This is a genomic window from Caulobacter sp. CCUG 60055, from assembly GCF_022750545.1.
Lineage (GTDB): Bacteria > Pseudomonadota > Alphaproteobacteria > Caulobacterales > Caulobacteraceae > PUIC01.
In genome coordinates, this window is the sequence record NZ_PUIC01000017.1 from 78,913 (window position 1) to 99,178 (window position 20,266).

Here is a 20,266-nt window from a genome sequence, read left to right on the forward strand (position 1 = left end):
CCCGCCGGGCCGTCGCCCTCAACTGGTCGTCATCGGCCAGTTTTTCTGGGCGTCGACGCAGGAAAATCTAGATTGACCCCCCTTGGCCGGTAGGAATTATCGGCGCGCTTTCAAACGGGCGGCGGCGAGGAGATCGAATGCGGCCAATGATGCAGCGCGCGGGGCGTCCCGCGCCCGGACAGCCGCAGGCCGCCGCGTAATCCATCCATGAGCGTATCGTCTCCAACCGCAGCCGCCGACGGCCGGCCTCAGCCCCGCCCGCCCGCCCGTCCGCCGCTGTTCCGGCGCAGGACGGCGATCCCCGGGTTCGGCCTGACCATGGGCGTGACCCTGACGATCCTGTCGGTGATCGTGCTGATTCCGCTGTCGGCGGTGGCGATCAAGTCGGCGGGGCTGGGTTTCGACGGCTTCCTGGCGGCCGCCTTCTCGGAGCGGGCGCTGCGGGCCTATCAGCTTTCCTTTGGGGCCTCGCTGGTCGCGGCGGTGGTCAACGGCCTGTTCGGCGCCCTGACCGCCTGGGCCCTCGTGCGTTATGAGTTTCCCGGCAAGGCGGTGATCAACGCCGTGGTCGACCTGCCGTTCGCCCTGCCGACGGCGGTGGCCGGCATCGCCCTGGCCTCGCTCTACGCCCCCACCGGCTGGGTCGGGGCCAAGCTGGCGATGGTCGGGATCAAGGCGGCCTACAATCCGGTCGGCGTCGTCATCGCCCTGACCTTCATCGGCCTGCCCTTCGTGGTCCGCACGCTGGAGCCGGTGCTGCGCGACCTGGCCGCCGACGTCGAGGAGGCCGCCGCCAGCCTCGGCGCCGGGCGGCTGTCGATCATCGGCCGGGTGATCCTGCCGGCCCTGGCGCCCGCTTGGCTGACCGGTTTCGCCATGGCCTTCGCGCGCGGGGTCGGCGAGTACGGCTCGGTGATCTTCATCGCCGGCAACATGCCGTTCAAGTCTGAGATCGCGCCCCTGCTGATCATCATCCAGCTGGAGCAGTACCAGTACGGGGCCGCCGCGACGATCGCCGTGGTGATGCTGGGCGTTTCGTTCCTGATGTTGCTGGTCATCAACGCCATCCAGGCCTGGGCGAGGAGGTTCGTTTGACCGCGCCCGTCACCCGTAACGCCCGCCGGGCCACCGAGGACCCGCTGTGGATCCGCGTGCTGGTGCTCGGCGTCGTCCTGGTCTTCCTGGCCGCCGTCCTGATCCTGCCGCTGGGCGCGGTGTTCGCCGAGGCGCTGCGCAAGGGGGCGGGGGCCGCCCTGGCCGCCGTCTCGACGCCGGACGCCCTGGCGGCCGTCAAGCTGACCCTGCTGACCGCCGCCATAGCCGTGCCGTTCAACGCCCTGTTCGGCCTTTGCGCCTCTTGGGCGGTGGCTAAGCACGACTTTCCCGGCAAGGCGCTGCTGATCACCCTGATCGACCTGCCGTTCTCGGTGTCGCCCGTCGTCGCCGGCCTGATCTACGTGCTGGTGTTCGGCGCTCAGGGCTGGTTCGGCGAGACGCTGCTCGACCACGACGTCAAGATCATCTTCGCCGTGCCGGGCATCGTGCTGGCGACCGTGTTCGTCACCTTTCCCTTCGTCGCCCGCGAACTGATCCCGCTGATGCAGGAGCAAGGCTCCGACGAGGAGCAGGCCGCCGTTTCGATGGGGGCGGGCGGGCTGACCACCTTCTGGCGGGTCACCACGCCGAACATCCGCTGGGGGCTGCTGTACGGCGTGCTGCTGTGCAACGCCCGGGCCATGGGCGAGTTCGGCGCGGTGTCGGTGGTCTCGGGCCACATCCGCGGCCTGACCAACACCATGCCGCTGCACGTCGAGATCCTCTACAACGAGTACGATTTCGTCGGCGCCTTCGCCGTGGCGGCGCTGCTTTGCCTGCTGGCCATCGTGACGCTGGTGCTCAAGTCGATCCTCGAGATCGTCCAGCCGCAGGTCCACGCCGCCAACCACGTCCGGCCCGGCGCGCCGCACTGATCCGGAGACGATCCCGTTCATGACCATCTCTATCCGATCGGTGGACAAGCGGTTCGGGCGCTATCCGGCGCTCAACAGCGTCAGCCTCGACATTCGCGACGGCGAGCTGCTGGCCCTGCTCGGGCCGTCGGGCTCGGGCAAGACCACCCTGCTGCGCGTCATCGCCGGCCTGGAGTTCCCCGACCGGGGGCAGGTGCTGTTCGAAGACGAGGACGTCACCTATCTCAACGCCGCCGCCCGGCGGGTCGGCTTCGTGTTCCAGCAGTACGCGCTGTTCAAGCACATGACGGTGGCCAAGAACGTCGCGTTCGGCCTGGACGTGCGCAAGCGCCGCGAGCGGCCGTCGCGGCCGGAGATCGCCGCCCGGGTCGACGAACTGCTCGGCTTGGTCGAACTGGGCGGGCTGGGCCGGCGCTTTCCCTCGCAGCTGTCGGGGGGGCAGCGCCAGCGGGTCGCCTTGGCCCGGGCGCTGGCCGTTTCGCCGCGGGTGCTGCTGCTGGACGAACCGTTCGGCGCCCTCGACGCCACGGTCCGCAAGTCGCTGCGCCGCGAGCTGCGGCGCATCCACGACGCCACCGGCGTCACCACCATCTTCGTCACTCACGACCAGGAGGAGGCGCTGGAGCTGGCTGACCGCGTGGCCATCCTCAACGCCGGCCGCATCGAGCAGGTGGGAACGCCCGACGAGGTCCATGACCGTCCGGCCAGCCCCTTCGTCTGCGGCTTCGTGGGCGAGGCCAACCGCTTCGAGGGGCGGGTGGAGGGGGCGCGCTTCGCCAGCGGTCCCGTCGTTCTGGCGGCGGAGGGCGTCCGCGACGGGGCGGCGACGGCGTTCGTGCGGCCGCATCAGCTCGCCCTGGCCGAGCCAGGACGCGGCTTCGAGGTGACCGTGGACCGCCTGACGGTCCAGGGCCCTGTCGGCGTCATCGAGGGGCGCACGGCCGACGGGCAGCGCATCGAGGCCAGCTTCGCGCGCAAGGACCTGGGCGGGGTCGAGGTGCGCTCGACCCTGCGGCTGGCCGCCGACCACGCGCACGTGTTCCCGGACGCCTGAACGGTTGCGACAATTTATCGCTTCCCGTTTAACGGGAAATATACGCTGACCGCGTTATCGTGCGAGGGTCGGCGCGCGTATGCGCGAAGGAACACCGACTGCAGGCGCGGAGCCGTGATGCGGCGCGCCAATGGAAACTCATACTTCTTCTGTAAGTATTGAGCGCTGATCTGCGCGTATTCTGTCACCAACTATGGTACGTCAAATAGATTACGACACCTTCGGTAGTAATTTTGGCAGAAGCCCGTTCTGAATTAACGGGATGTTTTTCTAATATGGGTAGAGTTCAGGCCTAAGGCGCAACATGGGAGATCTTGAATGATCGTCCTGAGGCGGTGGTTTGGGGCTTGGCTTTCTCGCAATGACGGGACCGCCGCGGTCGAATTCGCGATCGTCGGCCCACTGTTTCTAGTGCTGTTGTCCGGGATTATCTCGTACGGCGGATATTTCTGGCTCGCCCACGCGCTCCAGCAGATCGCCAACGACGCCGCGCGCGTGGCGGTGGCCGGCCTGGACGCCAACGAGCGGCAGACGCTGGCCCAGGGCGTGCTGCAGAACGAGATGACCAGCTACGCCTATCTGAACGCTAAGGCGGCCAAGGTCAGCGTCAACAGCCAGCCGCAATCCCTCACCGTACAGATCTCCTACGACGCCTCCGGTTCGCCGTTCTGGGCGCTGACCAAGCTGGTCCCGATGCCGGCCACGACCATCCAGAGGTCAGCCGTCATCCAGTTGGGAGGCTACTGATGCGTCGATGGCTGCATCGTTTCGCGCAGGACCGGCGCGGCGCGGTCTCGGTGATCGCCGCCGTCTCCTGCGTGTTGATCCTGGTCTGCGCCGCCCTGGCGGTGGATCTGGGTTCGGTGTTCCTGCAAAGCCGCAAGCTGCAGGGCGCGGCCGACCTCGCGGCCCTCGCCGCCGCCCGCGACCTACCGAACGCCACGGCGGCGGCCCAGGCGACGGCCGCGGCCAACGCCCTGGGCTCCAACGTCATGGTCAACGTGGTGACGGGCGTCTACACGCCCGACCGCACCGTGCCGGCGGCCCAACGTTTCCAGGCCAACGCCGCCTCGCCCAACGCCGCCCGCGTGACGGTGAACAGCAAGGCCGACCTGTTCTTCGGCGCCGCCATCCTCGGCAAGCCGCAGATCGACATCAGCCGCACCGCCACGGCCGCCAGCGCCCAGCTGGCCAGCTTCTCGATCGGCACGCGGCTGCTGTCGCTGCAAGGCGGCGTCGCCAACTCGCTGCTGAGTGCCCTGACCGGCAGCCAGATCAACCTGTCGGTGATGGACTACAACCAGCTGGCCAACACCAACATCAACCTCTTCCAGTACATCGACGCCCTGCGGGCCGACCTGAAGCTGGTCGGCGTCTCGTACGACACGGTGCTGAACTCGAACGTCACCACCGGCCGCGCGCTCAAGGTGCTGTCGGACCTGCTGAACACCAACGGCCAGGATTCGGCCGCCCTGGCGGTGCGTCAGATCGCCAACGCCGCCGGCGACCTCATCCCGGCCGACCTCAACAAGATCATCAGCCTTGGCCCCTACGCCCAGCAGGACCATATCGCCGGCGGCTCCGGCGCCGACATCAAACTCAGCGCCCTCGACATGGCCAACGCCATCCTGACCCTGTCGGAGGGCGGGCGTCAGGTGAAGCTGACCCTGGGCGCCAACGTCGGCGGCCTGGCCAATGTCGACGTCTGGCTGGGGATCGGCGAGCCGCCGAACAACTCCCCCTGGATCGCCATCACCGACAAGAACACCGTGGTGGTCAGCACCGCCCAGACCCGCCTCTACATCAACGCCCAGGTGCTGCCGTCCGGCAGCGCCCTGAACGGCACGGGCGCCGGGCTGATCAACCTGCCGATCTTCGTCGAGGCCGCTTCCGGCCAGGCCAAGCTGGCGGCGATCAACTGCACCAGCGGCTCGCGCTCGGCCACCCTGGCGGTCAAGCCCAGCATCGGCCAGGCGGCCATCGGCCAGATCGACGTGACCAAGATCAACGACTTCACCAAGCCGATGACGGTCAATCCGGCCATGCTGCTCAACCTGCTGATCCTGCAGGCCACCGCCCAGGCCCAGGTCAATCTGGGCGGGGTGACCTGGCAGAACGTCACCTTCAGCCAGGCGGACATCGACGCGGGGACGATCAAGACGGTGTCGTCCAACGACCTGCTGCAAGGGGTGGTCTCGTCCCTGCTCAGCAACATCAGCCTGAACGTCAGCCTGCTCGGCCTCAACATCGGCGTCGGCCCCATCGTGTCCGCCCTGGGCGCGACCCTGGCGCCGGTCGCCGCGCCGCTGGACGGCGTGGTCAGCGCCCTGACCAGCCTGCTCGGGGTCCATCTGGGGCAGGCCGACGTCAAGGTGAACGGCCTGCGCTGCCAGGACGCCGCCCTGGTCGCCTGACCTGCGGCGTTATTGCTGCTGTTGCTGCTGCTGGTCGCGGAACAGCGCCGCCGCCCGCCTGCGGCCCTCGGCGGCGAAGGTCGGCCGGGCCACGCGCAGGAACTCCGGCTCGGCGACGGCGGTGCGGGCGCGGCGGACCGAGACCTCGACCAGCAGCTGGCTCTCGGCCTCGCCCTTGTAGACCCCGCGCGAGGGCGGCACGTCGCCATAGTCGCGGCCGACCGCCACCGCCACGTGCCGCTCGCCGGCCAGGACGTTGTTGGTCGGGTCGAAGCCGACCCAGCGCAGCGACGGCAGGAACACCTCCACCCAGGCGTGGGTGGCGTCGGGATCGGAGCGGTCGCCGCCCTCGGAGCGGTCGGTGAACAGGTAGCCCGACACGTAGCGGGCCGGCACGCCCCACAGCCGGCAGATCGCGATCATGATGTGCGCGAAGTCCTGGCAGACGCCGCGCCCGGCCGCCAGGGCCTGGTCGATGGGGCTGTCGGCCTCGGTGACGCCGGGCTGGTATTCGAAGGCGTCGTAGATGCGCCGCGCCAGGGCGTGCGCCGCCGACAGCGGGTCGAGGCGGCGCAGGGCGTCGACGTCGTGCCGCCGCATGAAGCCGCGCAACGCCTCGGTCGGCGCGGCGAAGCCCTGCTGGCGCAGGAAGTCGAAGCAGTCGCCCTGGACGAACTCGCTGCGCAGCCGGTCCCACTCGCCCCGGTCCAGCGCCTCGGGCAGCGGCGGGTGGGGGAAGGTCTCGACCGCCGAGCGCGCCTGCACCGTCAGGCGCTCGTGCGGCTGCGGCACGTCGAAGTGATAGACGGCGTTGCCGTAGGCGTCGGCGTAGGAGAACAGCTGCGCGGCCGGGGCGAGGTCCAGTTCGAAGGTGATCAGGCGCTGGCTGCCGGCCTTCTGGGGCTGCATCCACAGCTCCATGACGCTTTCGCGCACCGGCTCGGCGTAGTGGTACTCGGTGAGGTGGCGGATCTCCAGCAGCATGGCGGTCTCGCTAGGCGGGCAGTCGTTGTTCGAGCGGGTAGGCGACGAAGGTCTCGTAGACGCCCTGGTGGATGCGGGCGCACTCGTCGCTGACCGTGCGCAGCAAGGGGCCGGCGCCCGAGGCCGTCAGCTCCTTGGGATCGGCGAAGGCGAGCCGGGCGTTCAGGCGTCCCGCCAGCCGCTCGGGCCCGGCGTGGGCGGCGGCTTCGGCGTGCCGGCCGAGGCGCAGCAGGTGGGTTTCGATCTGGGCGGCGGCGAAGCGCACCGAGTGGGGGAAGTCCTCGTCGAACAGCAGGAACTCCAGGATGAACCGCGGCTGCAGGTCGGCGGTGTAGGCGCGCAGATAGGGCTCCAGCGCGCAGGCCATGCGCAGCAGGCTCATCTGCGCCAGGTGGTCCTGCAAAGGCTTGCCGCCGGCGGCCTCGCCGAAACAGACGTCGAGCAGCCGGCCGATCAGCTGCGCCCGCTCCAGATAGACCCCCAGCAGCAGGAACCGCCAGCCTTCGCCATGGCTCATGGTGGCGTCGGCCGCGCCCTTGAACAGGTGAAGGTCGGCGACGACGTCGTGGAGAAAGGCGGACTGGCCCCGGTCGAACTCAGCCTCGGCCTGCGGATCGATGATCCGCAGGTACAGCATGTTCAGCCGCTCCCAGGTCTCGGTGGTGATCTGGTCGCGGACCTGGCGGGCGTTTTCTCGGCCCCTGGCCAGCGAACTGACCACCGAGCCGAGGTCGTCGCGGTCGAACACCATGGCTCGCACCGCCTCGAACGGGGTGCGGCCGGCCAAGTGCTCGTCGGGATCGCCGACGGCGGCCAGGGCCATGTGCGCGGCCTCGGCGGCGGCCTCGCTCTGCTCCAGGCTGGCCGTCAGCATGACGTTCGACAGCCGGCTGATGTGCTCGGCCCGCTCGATGTAGCGGCCGATCCAGTAGAGGCTGTCGGCGACGCGGGCGAGCATCATGGCGGGGGCTCCCCGCCGTCGTCGTGCAGCACCCAAGTGTCCTTCGAGCCGCCGCCCTGGCTGGAGTTGACCACCAGCGAGCCGCGCCGGAGCGCCACCCGCGTCAGGGCGCCGGGCGTGACCACGGTGTGCTCGCCGCAGAGGATGAACGGGCGCAGGTCGACATGGCGCGGCTCGATGCGTCCGCCGGTCAGGCAGGGCGCGGTCGACAGCTGCACGGTGGGCTGGGCGATGTAGTTGTCGGGGGCGGCGCGCAGCCGCTCGGCGAAGGCCTCGCGCTCGGCGGCGCTGGCGTGGACGCCGATCAGCATGCCGTAGCCGCCGGATTCGCCGACTGCCTTGACCACCAGCTTGTCCAGGTTGGCGAGGACGTGGTCGAGCTGGGCCGGCTCGCGGCACAGATAGGTCTCGACATTGGGCAGGATCGGCTCCTCCGCCAGATAGTAGCGGATGATGTCGGGCACGTAGGCGTAGACCGCCTTGTCGTCGGCGACCCCGGCGCCGGGGGCGTTGGCGATGACCACGTTGCCGGCCCGATAGGCGTTGAACAGCCCGGCCGCGCCCAGCCCAGAATCGCGGCGGAAGGTGAGCGGGTCGATGAAGTCGTCGTCGACGCGGCGATAGATCACGTCCACCCGCCGCAGGCCGGTGGTGGTGCGCATGTAGACCATGTTGTCGTGCACCACGAGGTCGCGTCCCTCGACCAGCGGCGCGCCCATCAGCCGGGCGAGATAGGCGTGCTCGTAATAGGCCGAGTTGTAGACGCCGGGGGTCAGGACCACGACCTGCGGGCTGGGCCGCCAGTCGGCGGCCAGGCTCTTGAGCGTGGCCAGCAGCAGGTCGGGATAGCGCTCGACCGGGCGGACGCCGGCCGCCTTGAACGTCGCCGGGAAGGTGCGCTTGGAGGCGTCGCGGTTGGCCAGCATGTAAGACACGCCGGACGGGACGCGCAGGTTGTCCTCCAGCACCGCGAAGCGGCCGTCCTCGCCGCGGATCAGGTCGCTGCCGCAGACGTTGACATAGGCCTTGTGCGGCACGAACAGGCCGCGCATCTCGCGCCGGTACGACGGCGCGCCCAGCACCAGTTCGCGCGGCACGACGCCGTCCATCAGGATCTTCTGGTCGCCATAGACATCGGCGAGGAACAGGTTGAGGGCGGTCAGCCGCTGGGTCAGTCCGGCCTCGATCTGCGCCCATTCCTTCGCCGGGATGATTCGCGGAAAGAGATCGGTGGGGATGATCCGCTCGGTGGCGGCGTCGGCTCCGTAGACGGTGAAGGTGATGCCCTGCAGCAGGAACAGCTGCTCCAGCATGCGCTGGCGTTCGGCCAGCTCGGCGCTGGTGAGGGTGGCCATCCGGTCGTGCAGGGCGGCGTAGTGCGGCCGCACGCCGCCGTCGGCCGCGAACATCTCGTCATAGGCCCGCCCGGGCGCGTAGGCGGCGGTCGGAAACAGTTGAGGGGCGGGGACGGCGTCGGCGTCTTGTATTTTGGGCTTGTTCACGAAACCCCCGCGCTGCGCCGCCAACCAGGCGGGGCGGCCTGGCCATCAGAGACTAAGCGTTCGGAACGGGAAGGGGTTTCAAGGCTTCTCGGGGGCCGTCGCAGGCCCGGCGCCCACAAAATAGGCGCCGATCAACCGAAGGTCGACAGCTTGGTCGTGACAGAGTCAAGAGGCGCGGCTAAACGAGGACTGGGGACCGGCAGGATGATTGCGTGCGAAGAGCAAATTTCGCAACCGCCGCCTCTGTGCGGCTGATCGGCGTCGCGCTGACGATTCCCGTGGCGCTGGGCGCGTCGGCCGCGCGGGCGGACGAGCCGCGCGCCGCTGTCCGCGGCGTGACCGACGACAGGCTCGAAACCCAGATCGAACAGGCGGTCGGCGAGGCCAAGGCCGCCCCCAAGAGCCGGATCGAAGCCCGCCGCCGGGCGCGCGAAGCCGCCGACGCGGCCCAGGCGGTGCTGCGTTCCGAGGGCTACTACGCCGCCGAGATCGATCCCAGCCTCGGCGAGGGCGAGGCGCCCCAGCCGGTGATCACCGTCACCGCCGGCCGCCGCTTCCTGCTTGCCGCACCAAAGATCGACTGGGTGGGCGACGTCCCCGACGCCGACGCCCAGGCGGCCGGCGACAAGGCGATGGCGCTCAAGGCCGGCGGCCCCGGCCGGGCGGTCGAGGTGATCGCCGCCGAGGGGCGCATCGTCGCGGCGATCCAGAAACGCGGCTACGCCGACGCCGCGGCCGCGCCGCGCGAAGTGATCGTCGACCACGCCGACTTTTCGGTCCGGCCCACCTATCGCATAGAGGCCGGCAAGCTGGTCCGCCTGAACGGCCTGGACATGCATACGCGCGGCCGCACCAAGCCGGACTGGGTCCGCCGCCTGGCGCCGTGGAAGCCGGGCGACGTCTACGATCCCGACAAGGTGGCCGAGCTGGAGCGCCGCCTGCTGGATACCGGGGCCTACAACTCCGTCACCGTCGCCCTGGCGCCGGAGACGGCGACGGTGAACGGCCTGCGGCCGGTGGTGGTCAGCCTGGCCGACCGGCCGCGCAGCACCATCGACCTCGGCGTCAACTACTCGACCAGCGAAGGCGAGGGCGTCGACGCCAAGTGGGTGCGCTACAACCGCTTCGGCCGCGCCGACACCCTGACGGTGCTGGCCAAGTACGCTCAGATCGAGCGCCTGCTCCAGATCGAGCTGTCCCTGCCGCACTGGCTGCGCCCGCAGCAGACCTTCAAGGCCAGGATCGGGGCGATCGACAACGACACCGACGCCTATCGGGAGACGGGCGTCAGCACGGGCGCCGACATCACCCGCCGGTTCGGCAAGACGTCTTATTTCACCTACGGCGCCACGCTGAAATACGGCCGCACCGTCGAGAAGATGGCCGCCGCCGACGTGATCAAGAAGGAGGGGCAGGACCTCGTCACCCTGATCGGGCTGGCGGCCTTCTTCCTCGACCGCTCCAACAATCCGCTGAACCCGACGCAGGGCTGGCGGCTCGACAGCCGCCTCGAGCCGACCGTCACCCTGGACGGCAGCGGTCAGGCCTACGTCAAGGCCCAGGCCCAGGCGACCGGCTACCTGCCGTTCGGCGAGAAGGCCTCCACGGTCATCGCCGGTCGGGTCAAGGTCGGCTCGATCACGGGCGTGAAGGACGTGTACAGCGTCGCCGCGCCGCAGCGGTTCTTCGCCGGCGGCGGCGGTTCGGTGCGGGGCTATTCCTATCAGGGCGTCGGTCCGCGCTTCGCGGACAATTCGCCCGAAGGCGGACGGTCGTTGTTCGAGGCGTCGCTGGAGCTGCGCCAACGCATCACCGAAAAGTGGGGCGTGGTCGCCTTCGTCGACGCCGGCTCGGTGGATTCGCGCGCGACGCCCGAGTTCCGCAAGGTCAACACCGGCGCCGGCCTGGGCGTGCGCTACGACCTCGGCTTCGGGCCGATCCGCGCCGACGTGGCCATCCCGTTGAACAAGAACAACGGAGACCCCGACTATCAGATCTACCTCAGCATCGGACAAAGCTTTTGAGCGACCAGACCTCGCCAGAGCCGACGCCGTCCGCCGGAACGCGCAAGCGGCCCGGCCTGTTGGGCGTGATCCTGCTGGTCGTGTTGGGCCTCGCCGTCCTGATCTCGGTGTTGGTCGTGGCCGCCCGCTACAGCGTGCTGTCGCCCGCCGTGCGTCATTTCATCGAGGCCAAGGCCGACGGACTGAAGGTCAGCCGGTTCGGCCGGCTGAAGATCGAGGGGCTGGAGGGCGACCTCTGGCGCGACTTCTCCGTCCGAAAGCTGACGGTGTCCGACGACAAGGGCGTCTGGCTGGAGGCCCACCGCATCGGCGTCGTCTGGCGGGCGGGCGAGCTGCTGCAACGGCGCTTCCACGCCAACTCGATCTCGGCGGGGGACATCCGCGTCCTTCGGCGGCCGATCCTGGGCCCGGCCGGGCCGCCGGGACCGTCGCCGCTGTCGCTGGTCATCGACAGGATGGCCTTCCAGTTGGAGACCCTGCCGGAGTTCAGCGTGCGTCACGGGCTGTTCGACGTCGACGGCGATCTCGACGTCGAGCGCAAGGGCGGGCTGGAGGGGCAGATCGCCGCCCGCAGCCTGCTCCACGCCGGCGACGGCCTGAGCACCCGCTTCAGCCTCGGCCGCAGCCGGCAGATCGCCCTGTTCGCCGACGCGTCGGAGGGCAAGGGCGGGGCGCTGGCCGGCGCGCTGGGCCTTCCGGCCGACCAGGCCTTCTCGCTGGCCGCCCGCGTCACCGGCGCCACTTCGGACGGCCGGCTCAGCCTGCGCGCGACTTCGGGCGACAAGGTCCCGGTGGAGGCGGCCGGTTCGTGGACCCCGGCCGGCGGCTCGGCCTCGGGCCGGCTGTCCCTGGCCGCGTCCAGCCTGACGGCGGCCTACCAGCGCATGGTCGGGTCCGAGGTGCGGTTCACCGTCTCGGGGGCCAAGGCCCCGGGCGACATGTTCGACCTGGCGCTCCAGGCGAACGCCGACAACCTGACGCTCCAGGCCAAGGGGCGAGGCGACATCGGCAAGCGCGCCGCGCCCGACGGCGTGGCGGTGACGCTGAAGGTGGCCGACCTGTCGCGTATCCTCGCCGCGCCGAAGATGGGGGCGGGCCTGTTCGACGGCCGGCTGGCCGGGCGCGACGCCGATTGGAAACTGGCCGGGACCCTGACGGTCGATAGGATCGCGGCCGGCGATTACAGCCTGGCTCGCGCCAGCGGCCCGCTTACCCTGACCCTGGCCAAGAACGAGATCGGCCTGGACGCCCGCATCGCCGGCGCCGGCGGCCGCGGCCAGGGCGTGCTCGGCGCGCTGCTCGGCGAGCGGCCGCAGGTCTCGGCGACGGCGGCCCGTCTGGCCGACGGGCGCCTGCTGATCAAGGCGCTTCAGGCGCGCGGGGCCGGCCTCAAGGTCGACGCCAGCGGCGGCCGCGGCCTGCTGGGCGGGCTGAACTTCAAGGGCGTCGCCGAGGTGTCGAACCTGGCCGTCGCCCACAAGGGGGCCAAGGGCGCGCTCAGGACCGACTGGTCGGCCGCGCAGTCGGGGGCGAACAAGCCCTGGACCTTCACGCTCGACGGGCGCGGCGTCTCCTTCGCCAGCGGCCTGGGCGAGGCGGACCGGCTGCTCGGGGCCGCGCCGCGCCTGAAAGCGGCGGCGTCCTACGCCGACGGGGCCGTGACCGTGACCAAGGCCAGCCTCGACGGCGCGGCGGCCTCGGCCTCGACCAGCGGCGTGCTGGCCAAGGACGGAGCCCTGCGGTTCGCGCTCGACTGGCAGGCCCAGGGGCCGTTCGCGGCCGGGCCCATCGAGATCTCCGGCAAGGTCAAGGGCGGTGGCTCCATCGGCGGAACGGTCTCGGCGCCGCGCGCCGATCTCAAGGCCGACATCGACGCCATCGACTTCCCCGAGCTGACCATCAAGCCGGCCCATCTCGACCTGACCTTCGCCAAGCTGGCCGGCGGCGCCTTCGACGGGCAGTTCGGCCTGACCGGCTCCAGCGCCTACGGTCCAGCCCGGGCCAAGGCCGCGTTCCGCTTCCAGGAGGACGGCCTCGACCTGTCGGACGTCGACGCCGACGCCGGCGGGGTCAAGGCGTCGGGCGCGATCTCGCTGCGAGGAAGTTCGCCCTCGACCGCCGACCTCGTTCTGACGGCGGGGCCGGGCGCCTTCGTGACGCGAGGCAAGGCCGACGCCGCGGTGAAGATCGTCGACGCTGCGGGCGGCCCGCGCGGAACCATCCGGCTGAACGCCGACGGGCTGGCCCTGCGCAACTCCACCTTCTTCTTCAAGACCATCCGGCTGAACGCCGACGGCCCGCTGGCCCACATGCCCTACACCGTCGCCGCCGAGTTCCGCGAGAACCAGACGCCGTTCAAGCTCGCCGGTTCCGGCGTCGCCGACCAGACCGGCCAGGGCGCCAACCAGAGCTGGGGCGTCAGCTTCGCCGGCGGCGGCCGCGTGCTCCGCGCCGACTTCAAGACGCTGGAGCCCCTCCATGTGGCCTTCGGCGGCGGCGGGCTGAGCGCCCGGGCCAGCCTGTCGGTGGCCGGCGGCAAGGCCGACCTCGACGCCCGCCAGACCGGCGAGGCGGTGACGGTGAAGGGAACGGTCGACGGCGTCGACCTCGGCGCGTTCGCCGAGGACTACGCCGGCAAGATCAGCGGCGTGCTGGCGGCCAACGGCAAGGGCTCGCGCCTCGACGGCGCGCTCGACGCCAGGCTGACCGGCGCGCGCAGCCTGGACGCGGCGGCCGACCTCGCCCTCGACGGGCGCGTCCACGCCGTGCTGGCCGATACGCGCCTGACCATCGAGGCGGCCACCTCCAACAGCAAGGGCCTGAAGAGCACGGCCAGCGTGGTGCTGCCCACCGAGGCCTCGGCCGCGCCGTTCCGCCTGGCCATCGACAAGACCAAGCCGATCTCCGGCCGCTTCGACGCCGACGGCGAGCTGAAGCCGATCTGGGACCTGGTCTATGGCGGCGAGCAGTCGCTGGCCGGCCGCATCGTCGCCCAGGGAACCGTCGCCGGCACGCTGAACCAGCCCAAGGTGGTCGGACATGCGGCCTTGACCAGCGGCAAGTTCGAGGACGCCGGCACCGGATTGCGCCTGCAGGACGTGACGCTGGACGCCGACCTCAGCCAGAACCGCGTGGCGTTCCGCCAGTTCAGCGCCGCCGACGGACATGGCGGCACGCTGTCCGGCCAGGGGCAGGTCAGCCTGGACGCCAAGGAGGCCAGCACCCTGACCTTGGCGGCCAAGGCGTTCCGCGTCATCGACAACGACATGGCCCAGGCCAGCGCCACCGGCAGCGTGACGGTGGTGCGCGGCGGCGACGGCAAGGCCAAGCTGACCGGGGCCCTGACCATCGACCGGGCCGACATCGCCGCCCGCACGCGCACGCCCAACGGCGTGGTGCGCATGGACGTGGTCGAACGCAACAAGCCGGGCGACGAGGCCGCCGGCGACGTCAAGCCGGCGGCCAAGGGGCCGGCGGTGGCGCTGGACGTCGCCTTGCGCGCGCCGCGCCGCATCTTCATCAACGGCATGGGGCTGAACGCCGAGCTGTCGGTCGACGCCCACGTCTCGGGCACCACCGCCGCGCCGGCGCTGACCGGCGTGGCGCGCATCGTGCGCGGCGACTACGATTTCGGCGGCAAGCGGTTCGCCTTCGACGACCAGGGGACGATCCGCCTGGCCACCTCGCCGGACAACATCAAGCTCGACCTGTCGGCGACCCGGGACGATCCGTCCCTGACGGCCGTGATCAAGATCACCGGCACCGCCGCCAAGCCGGTGATCGCCCTGACCTCGACCCCGACCCTGCCCAGCGACGAGATCCTGTCGCAGGTGCTGTTCGGCCGCTCGGCCTCGCAGCTGTCGCCGGTGGAGGCCGCCCAGCTGGCGGCCGCCCTGGCGTCGCTGGCCACCGGCGGCGGCTTCGACATCATAGGCGGCCTGCGCGGGCTGGCCGGCCTCGACCGGCTGGCCCTGGGCGGCGACCAGGCCTCGGGCGTCACCGTTGCGGGCGGCAAGTACCTCACCGACAACGTCTATCTGGAGCTGGCCGGCGGCGGCCGCGACGGCCCGTCGGCCCAGGTCGAATGGCGCCTGAAGCGCAGCCTCGCCATCGTCTCCAAGGTGACGTCGCTGGGCGACACGCGCCTGTCGGTGCGCTGGCGCAAGGACCTGGGGCGGAAGGATCGTGCGCCGGCGGCGCAGGCGGCGCCCTGATCTTGCGCGGCCGCCTCGTTGAACGGCGTTCCGGCGGGAAGATCGTGTCTCGAAATCTCGGCTAGGGTGAAGCGTGAGCGAGCGAATCCAAGACCTGAACCTCGGCGCGGACGACCGCGCCGTGCTGGACGCCATGGCGGCGGACGGCGGACGCGGCCTCGTCGGGCGCGCCGTCGAATGGTGCGCGATCAATTCGGGCAGCCGCAACCTGGAAGGACTGGAGCGGCAGCGCGCCGTCCTGGCCCAGGTGTTGGCGCAGGCTCCGGGCGAGGTGGAGAGCCTGCCGCTGTCGCCCTCGGTCGAGATCGCCGCGGACGGTCGCGAGCGGCCGCAGGCCCATACCGACGCCCTGCGCCTGACCGTGCGCCCGGACGCGCCGGTGCAGGTGGTGCTTACGGGGCACTACGACACCGTCTATCCGGCCGAGAGCCCGTTCCAGCGGGTGGTCGACCGCGCCGACGGCGCGCTGCACGGCCCCGGGATCGCCGACATGAAGGGCGGGATCAGCGTCATGCTGGGGGCCTTGGCCGCGTTCGAACGCCATCCGCTGGCCGGCCGGCTGGGCTATCGCGTGCTGCTGTCGCCGGACGAGGAGATCGGGTCCCTGGCCTCGGCGCCGCTGCTGGCCGAACTGGGCGCCCAGGGGCACGTGGGCATGACCTACGAGCCGGCCCTGGCCGACGGCACGCTGGCCGGCGCGCGCAAGGGCTCGGGCAATTTCCATGTCGTCGTGCGCGGCCGCGCCGCCCATGCCGGGCGCGACTTCCACCTCGGCCGCAACGCGGTGGTCGCGGCGGCCCGGCTCGCCGAGGCGCTGAACGCCGTCAACGGCGGTCGCGAGGGCGTGACGCTCAATGTCGCCCGCATCGACGGCGGCTCGCCGCTGAACATGGTGCCCGACGTCGCCGTGGTGCGCTTCAACGTCCGCTTCCCCGACGCCGAGGCCGGGGCGTGGACCCGAAGCGCCGTCGAGGCGGCGCTGGAGGCGGGAAAGGGCGAGGGGCTGAGCCTCGACCTGCACGGCGGCTTCACCCGGCCGGCCAAGCCGTTCAACGCGGCCCAAAGCCGCCTGTTCGAGGCGGTGCGGGCGGCGGGGCGGCTGCTCGGCCAGGACATCGGCTGGAAGCCGTCCGGCGGCGTCTGCGAGGGCAACAACCTGTTCGCCGCCGGTCTGCCGAACGTCGACACGCTGGGCGTTCGCGGCGGCGACATCCACAGCGAGAACGAGTACGCTTGGCCGGAAAGCTTCCTCGAACGCGCGCAGCTTTCGGCCCTGATCCTCATGAAACTCGCCGCTGGCGAGATCGACGGCCCCGGACTGCGGGCGGCGATGGAGAACGCTTGATGCTGGTGGTCCGTCCGGCTGGTCCGGCCGATTTCGATTCCCTGATGGAGCTGGCGGTGCTGTCGGGGCGGGGCTTCACCAGCCTGCCCGAGGACGAGGCGACGCTGAAGGACCGGCTTCAGCTCTCCCAGCGCAGCTTCGAGGGCGCGATCGCGCCGCTCGAGGCCTGGTACACCCTGATGCTCGAGGACGCCGCCGCCGGGCGAGTGGACGGCGTGGCCGGGGTCAAGGCGGGGGTCGGCCTGAAGCGGCCGTTCTTCTCGTTCCGGGTGGTGACGCTGGCCCAGTCGTCGCCGACCCTGTCGATGCGCTTCGACCACAAGGCGCTGGTGCTGGTCAACGAATGCGCCGGCTGGTCCGAGGTGGGCTCGCTGTTCCTGCGTCCCGAGCGCCGCAAGGGCGGGGCGGGGCGGCTGCTGGCCCAGTCGCGCTACATGCTGATCGGGAGCGAGCCCCAGCGGTTCGCCGAGATGGTGCTGGCCGAGCTGCGCGGCTGGTTCGACGATGACGGCTCGTGCCCGTTCTGGGACAGCGTCGCCTCCAAGTTCTTCCGGCTGGCCTTCGACCAGGCCGACCTGATGAGCGCCTCGACCGACGGTCAGTTCATCCTCGACCTCGCCCCGCGTCATCCGATCTATGTCGAGCTGCTGCCCAAGGCGGCCTGCGACGCCATCGCCCAGGTCCACCGCGAGGGCGAGGCGGCCAGGGCCATGCTGGAGGCCGAGGGATTCCGCTACCAGGGGCTGGTCGACATCTTCGACGCCGGCCCGACCGTGGCCTGTCCGCGCGACGACATCCGCACCGTGCGGGACGCGCGCTGGTTCCGGGCGCGGGTGGGCGACATCGAAGGCTCCGAGGCGCTGGTCTCCGCTGGCGAGATCCAGCGTTTCCGCGCCGTGCGGACGGCGACGGCGATCAAGGACGAACAGGCGACGATCTCGCGCGACGCGGCCGAGGTGCTGGGCGTGCGCGAGGGCGACCGGATCAGGGTGAAGGCATGACGCAGGCGTTGTTCATCGGCGGAGCGTGGCGCGAGGGCTCCGGGCCGGTCTTGGAATCCACCGACCCCGCGAGCGGGGCGACGGTCTGGCGCGCCGCCTCTGCCGCAGCGGCGGAGGTCGCCGCGGCGGTGGCCGCCGCGCGGGGCGCGTTCCGCGACTGGGCCGACCGACCGCGCCAGGCGCGCATCGAGGCGATGCGGCGCTACAAGGCCGCGCTGGAGGCCCGCGCCCCGGCCTTCGCCGAGGCGCTTTCGCGCGAGACCGGCAAGGCGCTGTGGGAGACCAAGGCCGAGCTGGCCTCGATGATGGGCAAGGTCGACGTCTCGATCGCCGCCTATGACGAGCGCACCGGCGAGCGCAGCGCGCCGACCGCTTTCGGCCGCGCCGCCCTGCGGCATCGCCCGCATGGGGTGATGGCCGTGCTCGGGCCGTTCAACTTCCCGGGACACCTGCCCAACGGCCATATCGTGCCGGCGTTGCTGGCCGGCGACACCGTGGTGTTCAAGCCGTCGGAAGAGACGCCGCTGGCCGGCCAGCTGCTGGTCGAGGCGCTGGAGGCCGCCGATCTGCCGGCCGGGGTGGTCAACCTGGTCCAGGGCGGCCGCGAGGTCGGCCAGGCCCTGATCGATCAGGAGATCGACGGCCTGCTGTTCACCGGCTCGGCCCAGGCCGGCGCCTTCTTCCGCCGCCGCTTCGCCGACCGGCCCGACGTCATCCTGGCCCTGGAGCTGGGCGGCAACAACCCGCTGGTGGTCTGGGAGGCCGGCGACGCCGAGGCCGTGGCCGCCCTGGTCGTGCAGTCGTCGTTCATCACCACCGGTCAGCGCTGTTCGTGCGCGCGCCGCCTGATCGTGCCCGAGGGCGCGGCGGGCGAGGCGGTGGTCGAGGCCGTCGCGGCCCTGGCCGACCGACTGCTCGTCGGGCCGTGGGACGGCGCGGCCGAGCCGTTCATGGGGCCGCTGATCTCGGCGCGGGCGGCGGCCGGCGCGGTGGCGGCCGCACGCGGTCTGGTCGAGGCCGGCGCCCGGCCGATCCGCCCGCTGGCCCTTCGCGAGGACCTGGGCCAGGCCTTTGTCGGCCCAGGCCTGATCGACGTCGCCGGCGTGGACGTTCCCGACGAGGAGGTCTTCGCGCCGCTGGTCCAGGTCACGCGCGTCGCCGATTTCGACGCCGCGATCGCCGCCGCCAACGCCACGCGCTACGGCCTGTCGGCCGGGCTGGTCTCGAACGATCCGGGCCTGTGGGAGACGTTCCTCCAGCGCAGCCGCGCCGGGGTGGTCAACTGGAACCGCCCGACCACCGGGGCGGCCGGAACCGCGCCGTTCGGCGGCCTCGGCGCGTCGGGCAACCACCGGCCCAGCGCCTATTACGCCGCCGACTATTGCGCCTATCCGGTGGCCAGTTTCGAGGCCGACGCCGTGGTCTCCACCGTCGCCGACATCAAGGGGCTGCGGGCATGAGTTTCGCGGTCGAGGCCAATTGCGACGGCCTGGTCGGGCCGACCCATTCGTACGCCGGCCTGTCGCCCGGCAACCTGGCCAGCGAGAAGAACGCCGGCGAGGCGTCCAACCCGCGCGCCGCCGTGCTGGAGGGCCTGGCCAAGATGCGGCGGCTGGCCCAGGCCGGCGTGCCCCAGTTCGTGCTGCCGCCGCACGAGCGGCCGTTCCTGCCGTTCCTGTGGTCGCTGGGCTTCGAGGGCTCGGACGCCGAGGTGCTGGAGACCGCCTGGCGGCAGGCGCCGGCCTTCGCGGCCGCGGCCTGCTCGGCCTCGTCGATGTGGGCGGCCAACGCCGCGACGGTGACGCCGTCGGTCGATTCCGCCGACGGGCGGGTATGGCTCAGTCCGGCCAATCTGGTCTCCAACCTGCACCGCAGCCTGGAGCCGGGCCAGACCGGGGCGATCCTGCGGCGGCTGTTCCCGGACGAGTCCTATTTCGCCGTGCCGCCGGCGCTGGCCCCGACGGCGCATCTGGCCGACGAGGGCGCGGCCAACCATGTGCGCCTGTGCGCCGCCCATGGCGAGCCGGGGGTGAACCTGTTCGTCTACGGCCGCGACGCCTGGGAGCGTTGGGACGGCCGGTTCCCGGCCCGGCAGACGCGGGAGGCCTCGCAGGCCCTGGCGCGCCGCTCGGGCGCTCACGGCGCGGTCTTCGTCCGGCAGGCCAAGGCCGCCATCGAGGGCGGGGCGTTCCACAACGACGTGGTCTGCGTCGGCACGCGCGAGTGCCTGCTGTATCACGAGCAGGCCTTCGAGGACGTCGCGGCGATGCAGGCGGCGGTGCGCGCCGCCGCCGAGGGGCTGTTCGAGCCGGCTTTCGTCGAGATCAAGGCGGCCGACCTGCCGCTGGCCGACGCGGTGTCGTCCTATCTGTTCAACTCCCAGCTCCTGGAGCTGCCGGGCGAGGACCGCCTGGTGCTGCTGGCCCCGATCGAGACCCAGGAGAATCCCCGCGCCCGCGCGGCCGCCGAGGCCCTGGCCTCGTCGAACGGCCCGATCGGGCGGGTGGAGTATGTCGACGTGCGCCAGAGCATGCGCAACGGCGGCGGCCCGGCCTGCCTGCGCCTGCGGGTGGTGCTGACGCCGGACGAGCTGGAGGCGGCCAACCAGGCCCAGCGGCTTGACGCGGTGCTGCACGGCAGACTGGAGGACTGGGCTCGCCGTCGCTATCGCGACCGGCTGCCGCCGGCCGACCTCGCCGATCCCGCCCTGCTGGACGAAACGCGCGCGGCGCTCGACGAACTGACCCAGATCCTCGACCTGGGCGACGGCTTCTACCCGTTCCAGCGGTTCGACTGA

Annotated in this window: 14 protein-coding genes; 11 read left to right on the top strand and 3 right to left on the bottom strand. The window is 71.2% G+C overall.

What is annotated here, in order from left to right:
* The first annotated feature begins 207 nt into the window (after positions 1 to 207).
* The 5 genes from cysT to C5708_RS18940 all read left to right on the top strand — a co-directional run bounded on the left by cysT (position 208) and on the right by C5708_RS18940 (position 5,438).
* A complete protein-coding gene (gene cysT, locus C5708_RS18920; protein WP_242923519.1) occupies positions 208 to 1,095 on the top strand; it encodes a sulfate ABC transporter permease subunit CysT in 888 nt (295 codons plus the stop codon).
* Positions 1,092 to 1,970 (top strand): sulfate ABC transporter permease subunit CysW, encoded by an 879-nt coding sequence (gene cysW / locus C5708_RS18925; RefSeq protein WP_242923521.1) that lies wholly within the window; start codon positions 1,092 to 1,094, stop codon positions 1,968 to 1,970. Before cysT ends, cysW begins: the two co-directional genes overlap by 4 nt.
* Before the next feature lie 19 nt (positions 1,971 to 1,989).
* Positions 1,990 to 3,024: a sulfate/molybdate ABC transporter ATP-binding protein gene (locus C5708_RS18930; protein ID WP_242923523.1), complete on the top strand. Its 1,035-nt coding sequence runs from the start codon at positions 1,990 to 1,992 to the stop codon at positions 3,022 to 3,024.
* A 318-nt stretch (positions 3,025 to 3,342) separates the two neighbouring features.
* Positions 3,343 to 3,771, top strand: a complete 429-nt coding sequence (locus C5708_RS18935; RefSeq protein ID WP_278254062.1) for a TadE/TadG family type IV pilus assembly protein — start codon at positions 3,343 to 3,345, stop codon at positions 3,769 to 3,771.
* The gene (locus C5708_RS18940) at positions 3,771 to 5,438 is read left to right on the top strand and encodes a pilus assembly protein TadG-related protein (protein WP_242923526.1); all 1,668 of its coding nucleotides are present in this window, start codon (positions 3,771 to 3,773) and stop codon (positions 5,436 to 5,438) included. The genes C5708_RS18935 and C5708_RS18940 overlap by 1 nt, the downstream gene beginning before the upstream one ends.
* Positions 5,439 to 5,447: 9 nt before the next feature.
* Here the strand turns inward: C5708_RS18940 and C5708_RS18945 are convergent, their stop codons facing one another.
* From C5708_RS18945 to C5708_RS18955, 3 genes are read right to left on the bottom strand one after another with little or no spacing between them, the layout of a single operon-like run.
* Entirely contained in the window at positions 5,448 to 6,422 is a 975-nt protein-coding gene (locus C5708_RS18945; protein WP_242923528.1) for a transglutaminase family protein, read from the bottom strand.
* A 10-nt stretch (positions 6,423 to 6,432) separates the two neighbouring features.
* Positions 6,433 to 7,383, bottom strand: a complete 951-nt coding sequence (locus tag C5708_RS18950) for an alpha-E domain-containing protein (protein ID WP_242923529.1) — start codon at positions 7,381 to 7,383, stop codon at positions 6,433 to 6,435.
* A complete protein-coding gene (locus tag C5708_RS18955) occupies positions 7,380 to 8,792 on the bottom strand; it encodes a circularly permuted type 2 ATP-grasp protein (RefSeq protein WP_242923557.1) in 1,413 nt (470 codons plus the stop codon). Before C5708_RS18955 ends, C5708_RS18950 begins: the two co-directional genes overlap by 4 nt.
* Positions 8,793 to 9,097: 305 nt before the next feature.
* Between C5708_RS18955 and C5708_RS18960 the strand changes: the two genes are divergently transcribed.
* From C5708_RS18960 to C5708_RS18985, 6 genes are all read left to right on the top strand, one after another.
* A complete protein-coding gene (locus tag C5708_RS18960) occupies positions 9,098 to 10,909 on the top strand; it encodes an autotransporter assembly complex family protein (RefSeq protein ID WP_242923530.1) in 1,812 nt (603 codons plus the stop codon).
* On the top strand, positions 10,906 to 15,123 hold the full coding sequence (locus C5708_RS18965; RefSeq protein ID WP_242923531.1) for a translocation/assembly module TamB domain-containing protein: 4,218 nt from the start codon (positions 10,906 to 10,908) through the stop codon (positions 15,121 to 15,123). The genes C5708_RS18960 and C5708_RS18965 overlap by 4 nt, the downstream gene beginning before the upstream one ends.
* A gap of 94 nt (positions 15,124 to 15,217) precedes the next feature.
* Complete coding sequence (locus tag C5708_RS18970; RefSeq protein WP_242923560.1) at positions 15,218 to 16,468, top strand: hydrolase; 1,251 nt, start codon at positions 15,218 to 15,220, stop codon at positions 16,466 to 16,468.
* Positions 16,468 to 17,469 (top strand): arginine N-succinyltransferase, encoded by a 1,002-nt coding sequence (locus tag C5708_RS18975; RefSeq protein WP_242923532.1) that lies wholly within the window; start codon positions 16,468 to 16,470, stop codon positions 17,467 to 17,469. The genes C5708_RS18970 and C5708_RS18975 overlap by 1 nt, the downstream gene beginning before the upstream one ends.
* A complete protein-coding gene (astD, locus tag C5708_RS18980; protein WP_242923533.1) occupies positions 17,466 to 18,929 on the top strand; it encodes a succinylglutamate-semialdehyde dehydrogenase in 1,464 nt (487 codons plus the stop codon). The genes C5708_RS18975 and astD overlap by 4 nt, the downstream gene beginning before the upstream one ends.
* Complete coding sequence (locus C5708_RS18985; RefSeq protein ID WP_242923534.1) at positions 18,926 to 20,266, top strand: N-succinylarginine dihydrolase; 1,341 nt, start codon at positions 18,926 to 18,928, stop codon at positions 20,264 to 20,266. Before astD ends, C5708_RS18985 begins: the two co-directional genes overlap by 4 nt.

Bases quoted from the DNA above. Each gene is read 5' to 3' on its own strand.
- C5708_RS18975 (WP_242923532.1), top strand. From the start codon at position 16,468: ATGCTGGTGGTCCGTCCGGCTGGTCCGGCCGATTTCGATTCCCTGATG.
- C5708_RS18955 (WP_242923557.1), bottom strand. From the start codon at position 8,792: ATGTTCGCGGCCGACGGCGGCGTGCGGCCGCACTACGCCGCCCTGCAC.
- C5708_RS18950 (WP_242923529.1), bottom strand. From the start codon at position 7,383: ATGATGCTCGCCCGCGTCGCCGACAGCCTCTACTGGATCGGCCGCTAC.
- C5708_RS18930 (WP_242923523.1), top strand. From the start codon at position 1,990: ATGACCATCTCTATCCGATCGGTGGACAAGCGGTTCGGGCGCTATCCG.
- C5708_RS18935 (WP_278254062.1), top strand. From the start codon at position 3,343: ATGATCGTCCTGAGGCGGTGGTTTGGGGCTTGGCTTTCTCGCAATGAC.
- C5708_RS18940 (WP_242923526.1), top strand. From the start codon at position 3,771: ATGCGTCGATGGCTGCATCGTTTCGCGCAGGACCGGCGCGGCGCGGTC.
- cysT (WP_242923519.1), top strand. From the start codon at position 208: ATGAGCGTATCGTCTCCAACCGCAGCCGCCGACGGCCGGCCTCAGCCC.
- C5708_RS18985 (WP_242923534.1), top strand. From the start codon at position 18,926: ATGAGTTTCGCGGTCGAGGCCAATTGCGACGGCCTGGTCGGGCCGACC.
- astD (WP_242923533.1), top strand. From the start codon at position 17,466: ATGACGCAGGCGTTGTTCATCGGCGGAGCGTGGCGCGAGGGCTCCGGG.
- C5708_RS18945 (WP_242923528.1), bottom strand. From the start codon at position 6,422: ATGCTGCTGGAGATCCGCCACCTCACCGAGTACCACTACGCCGAGCCG.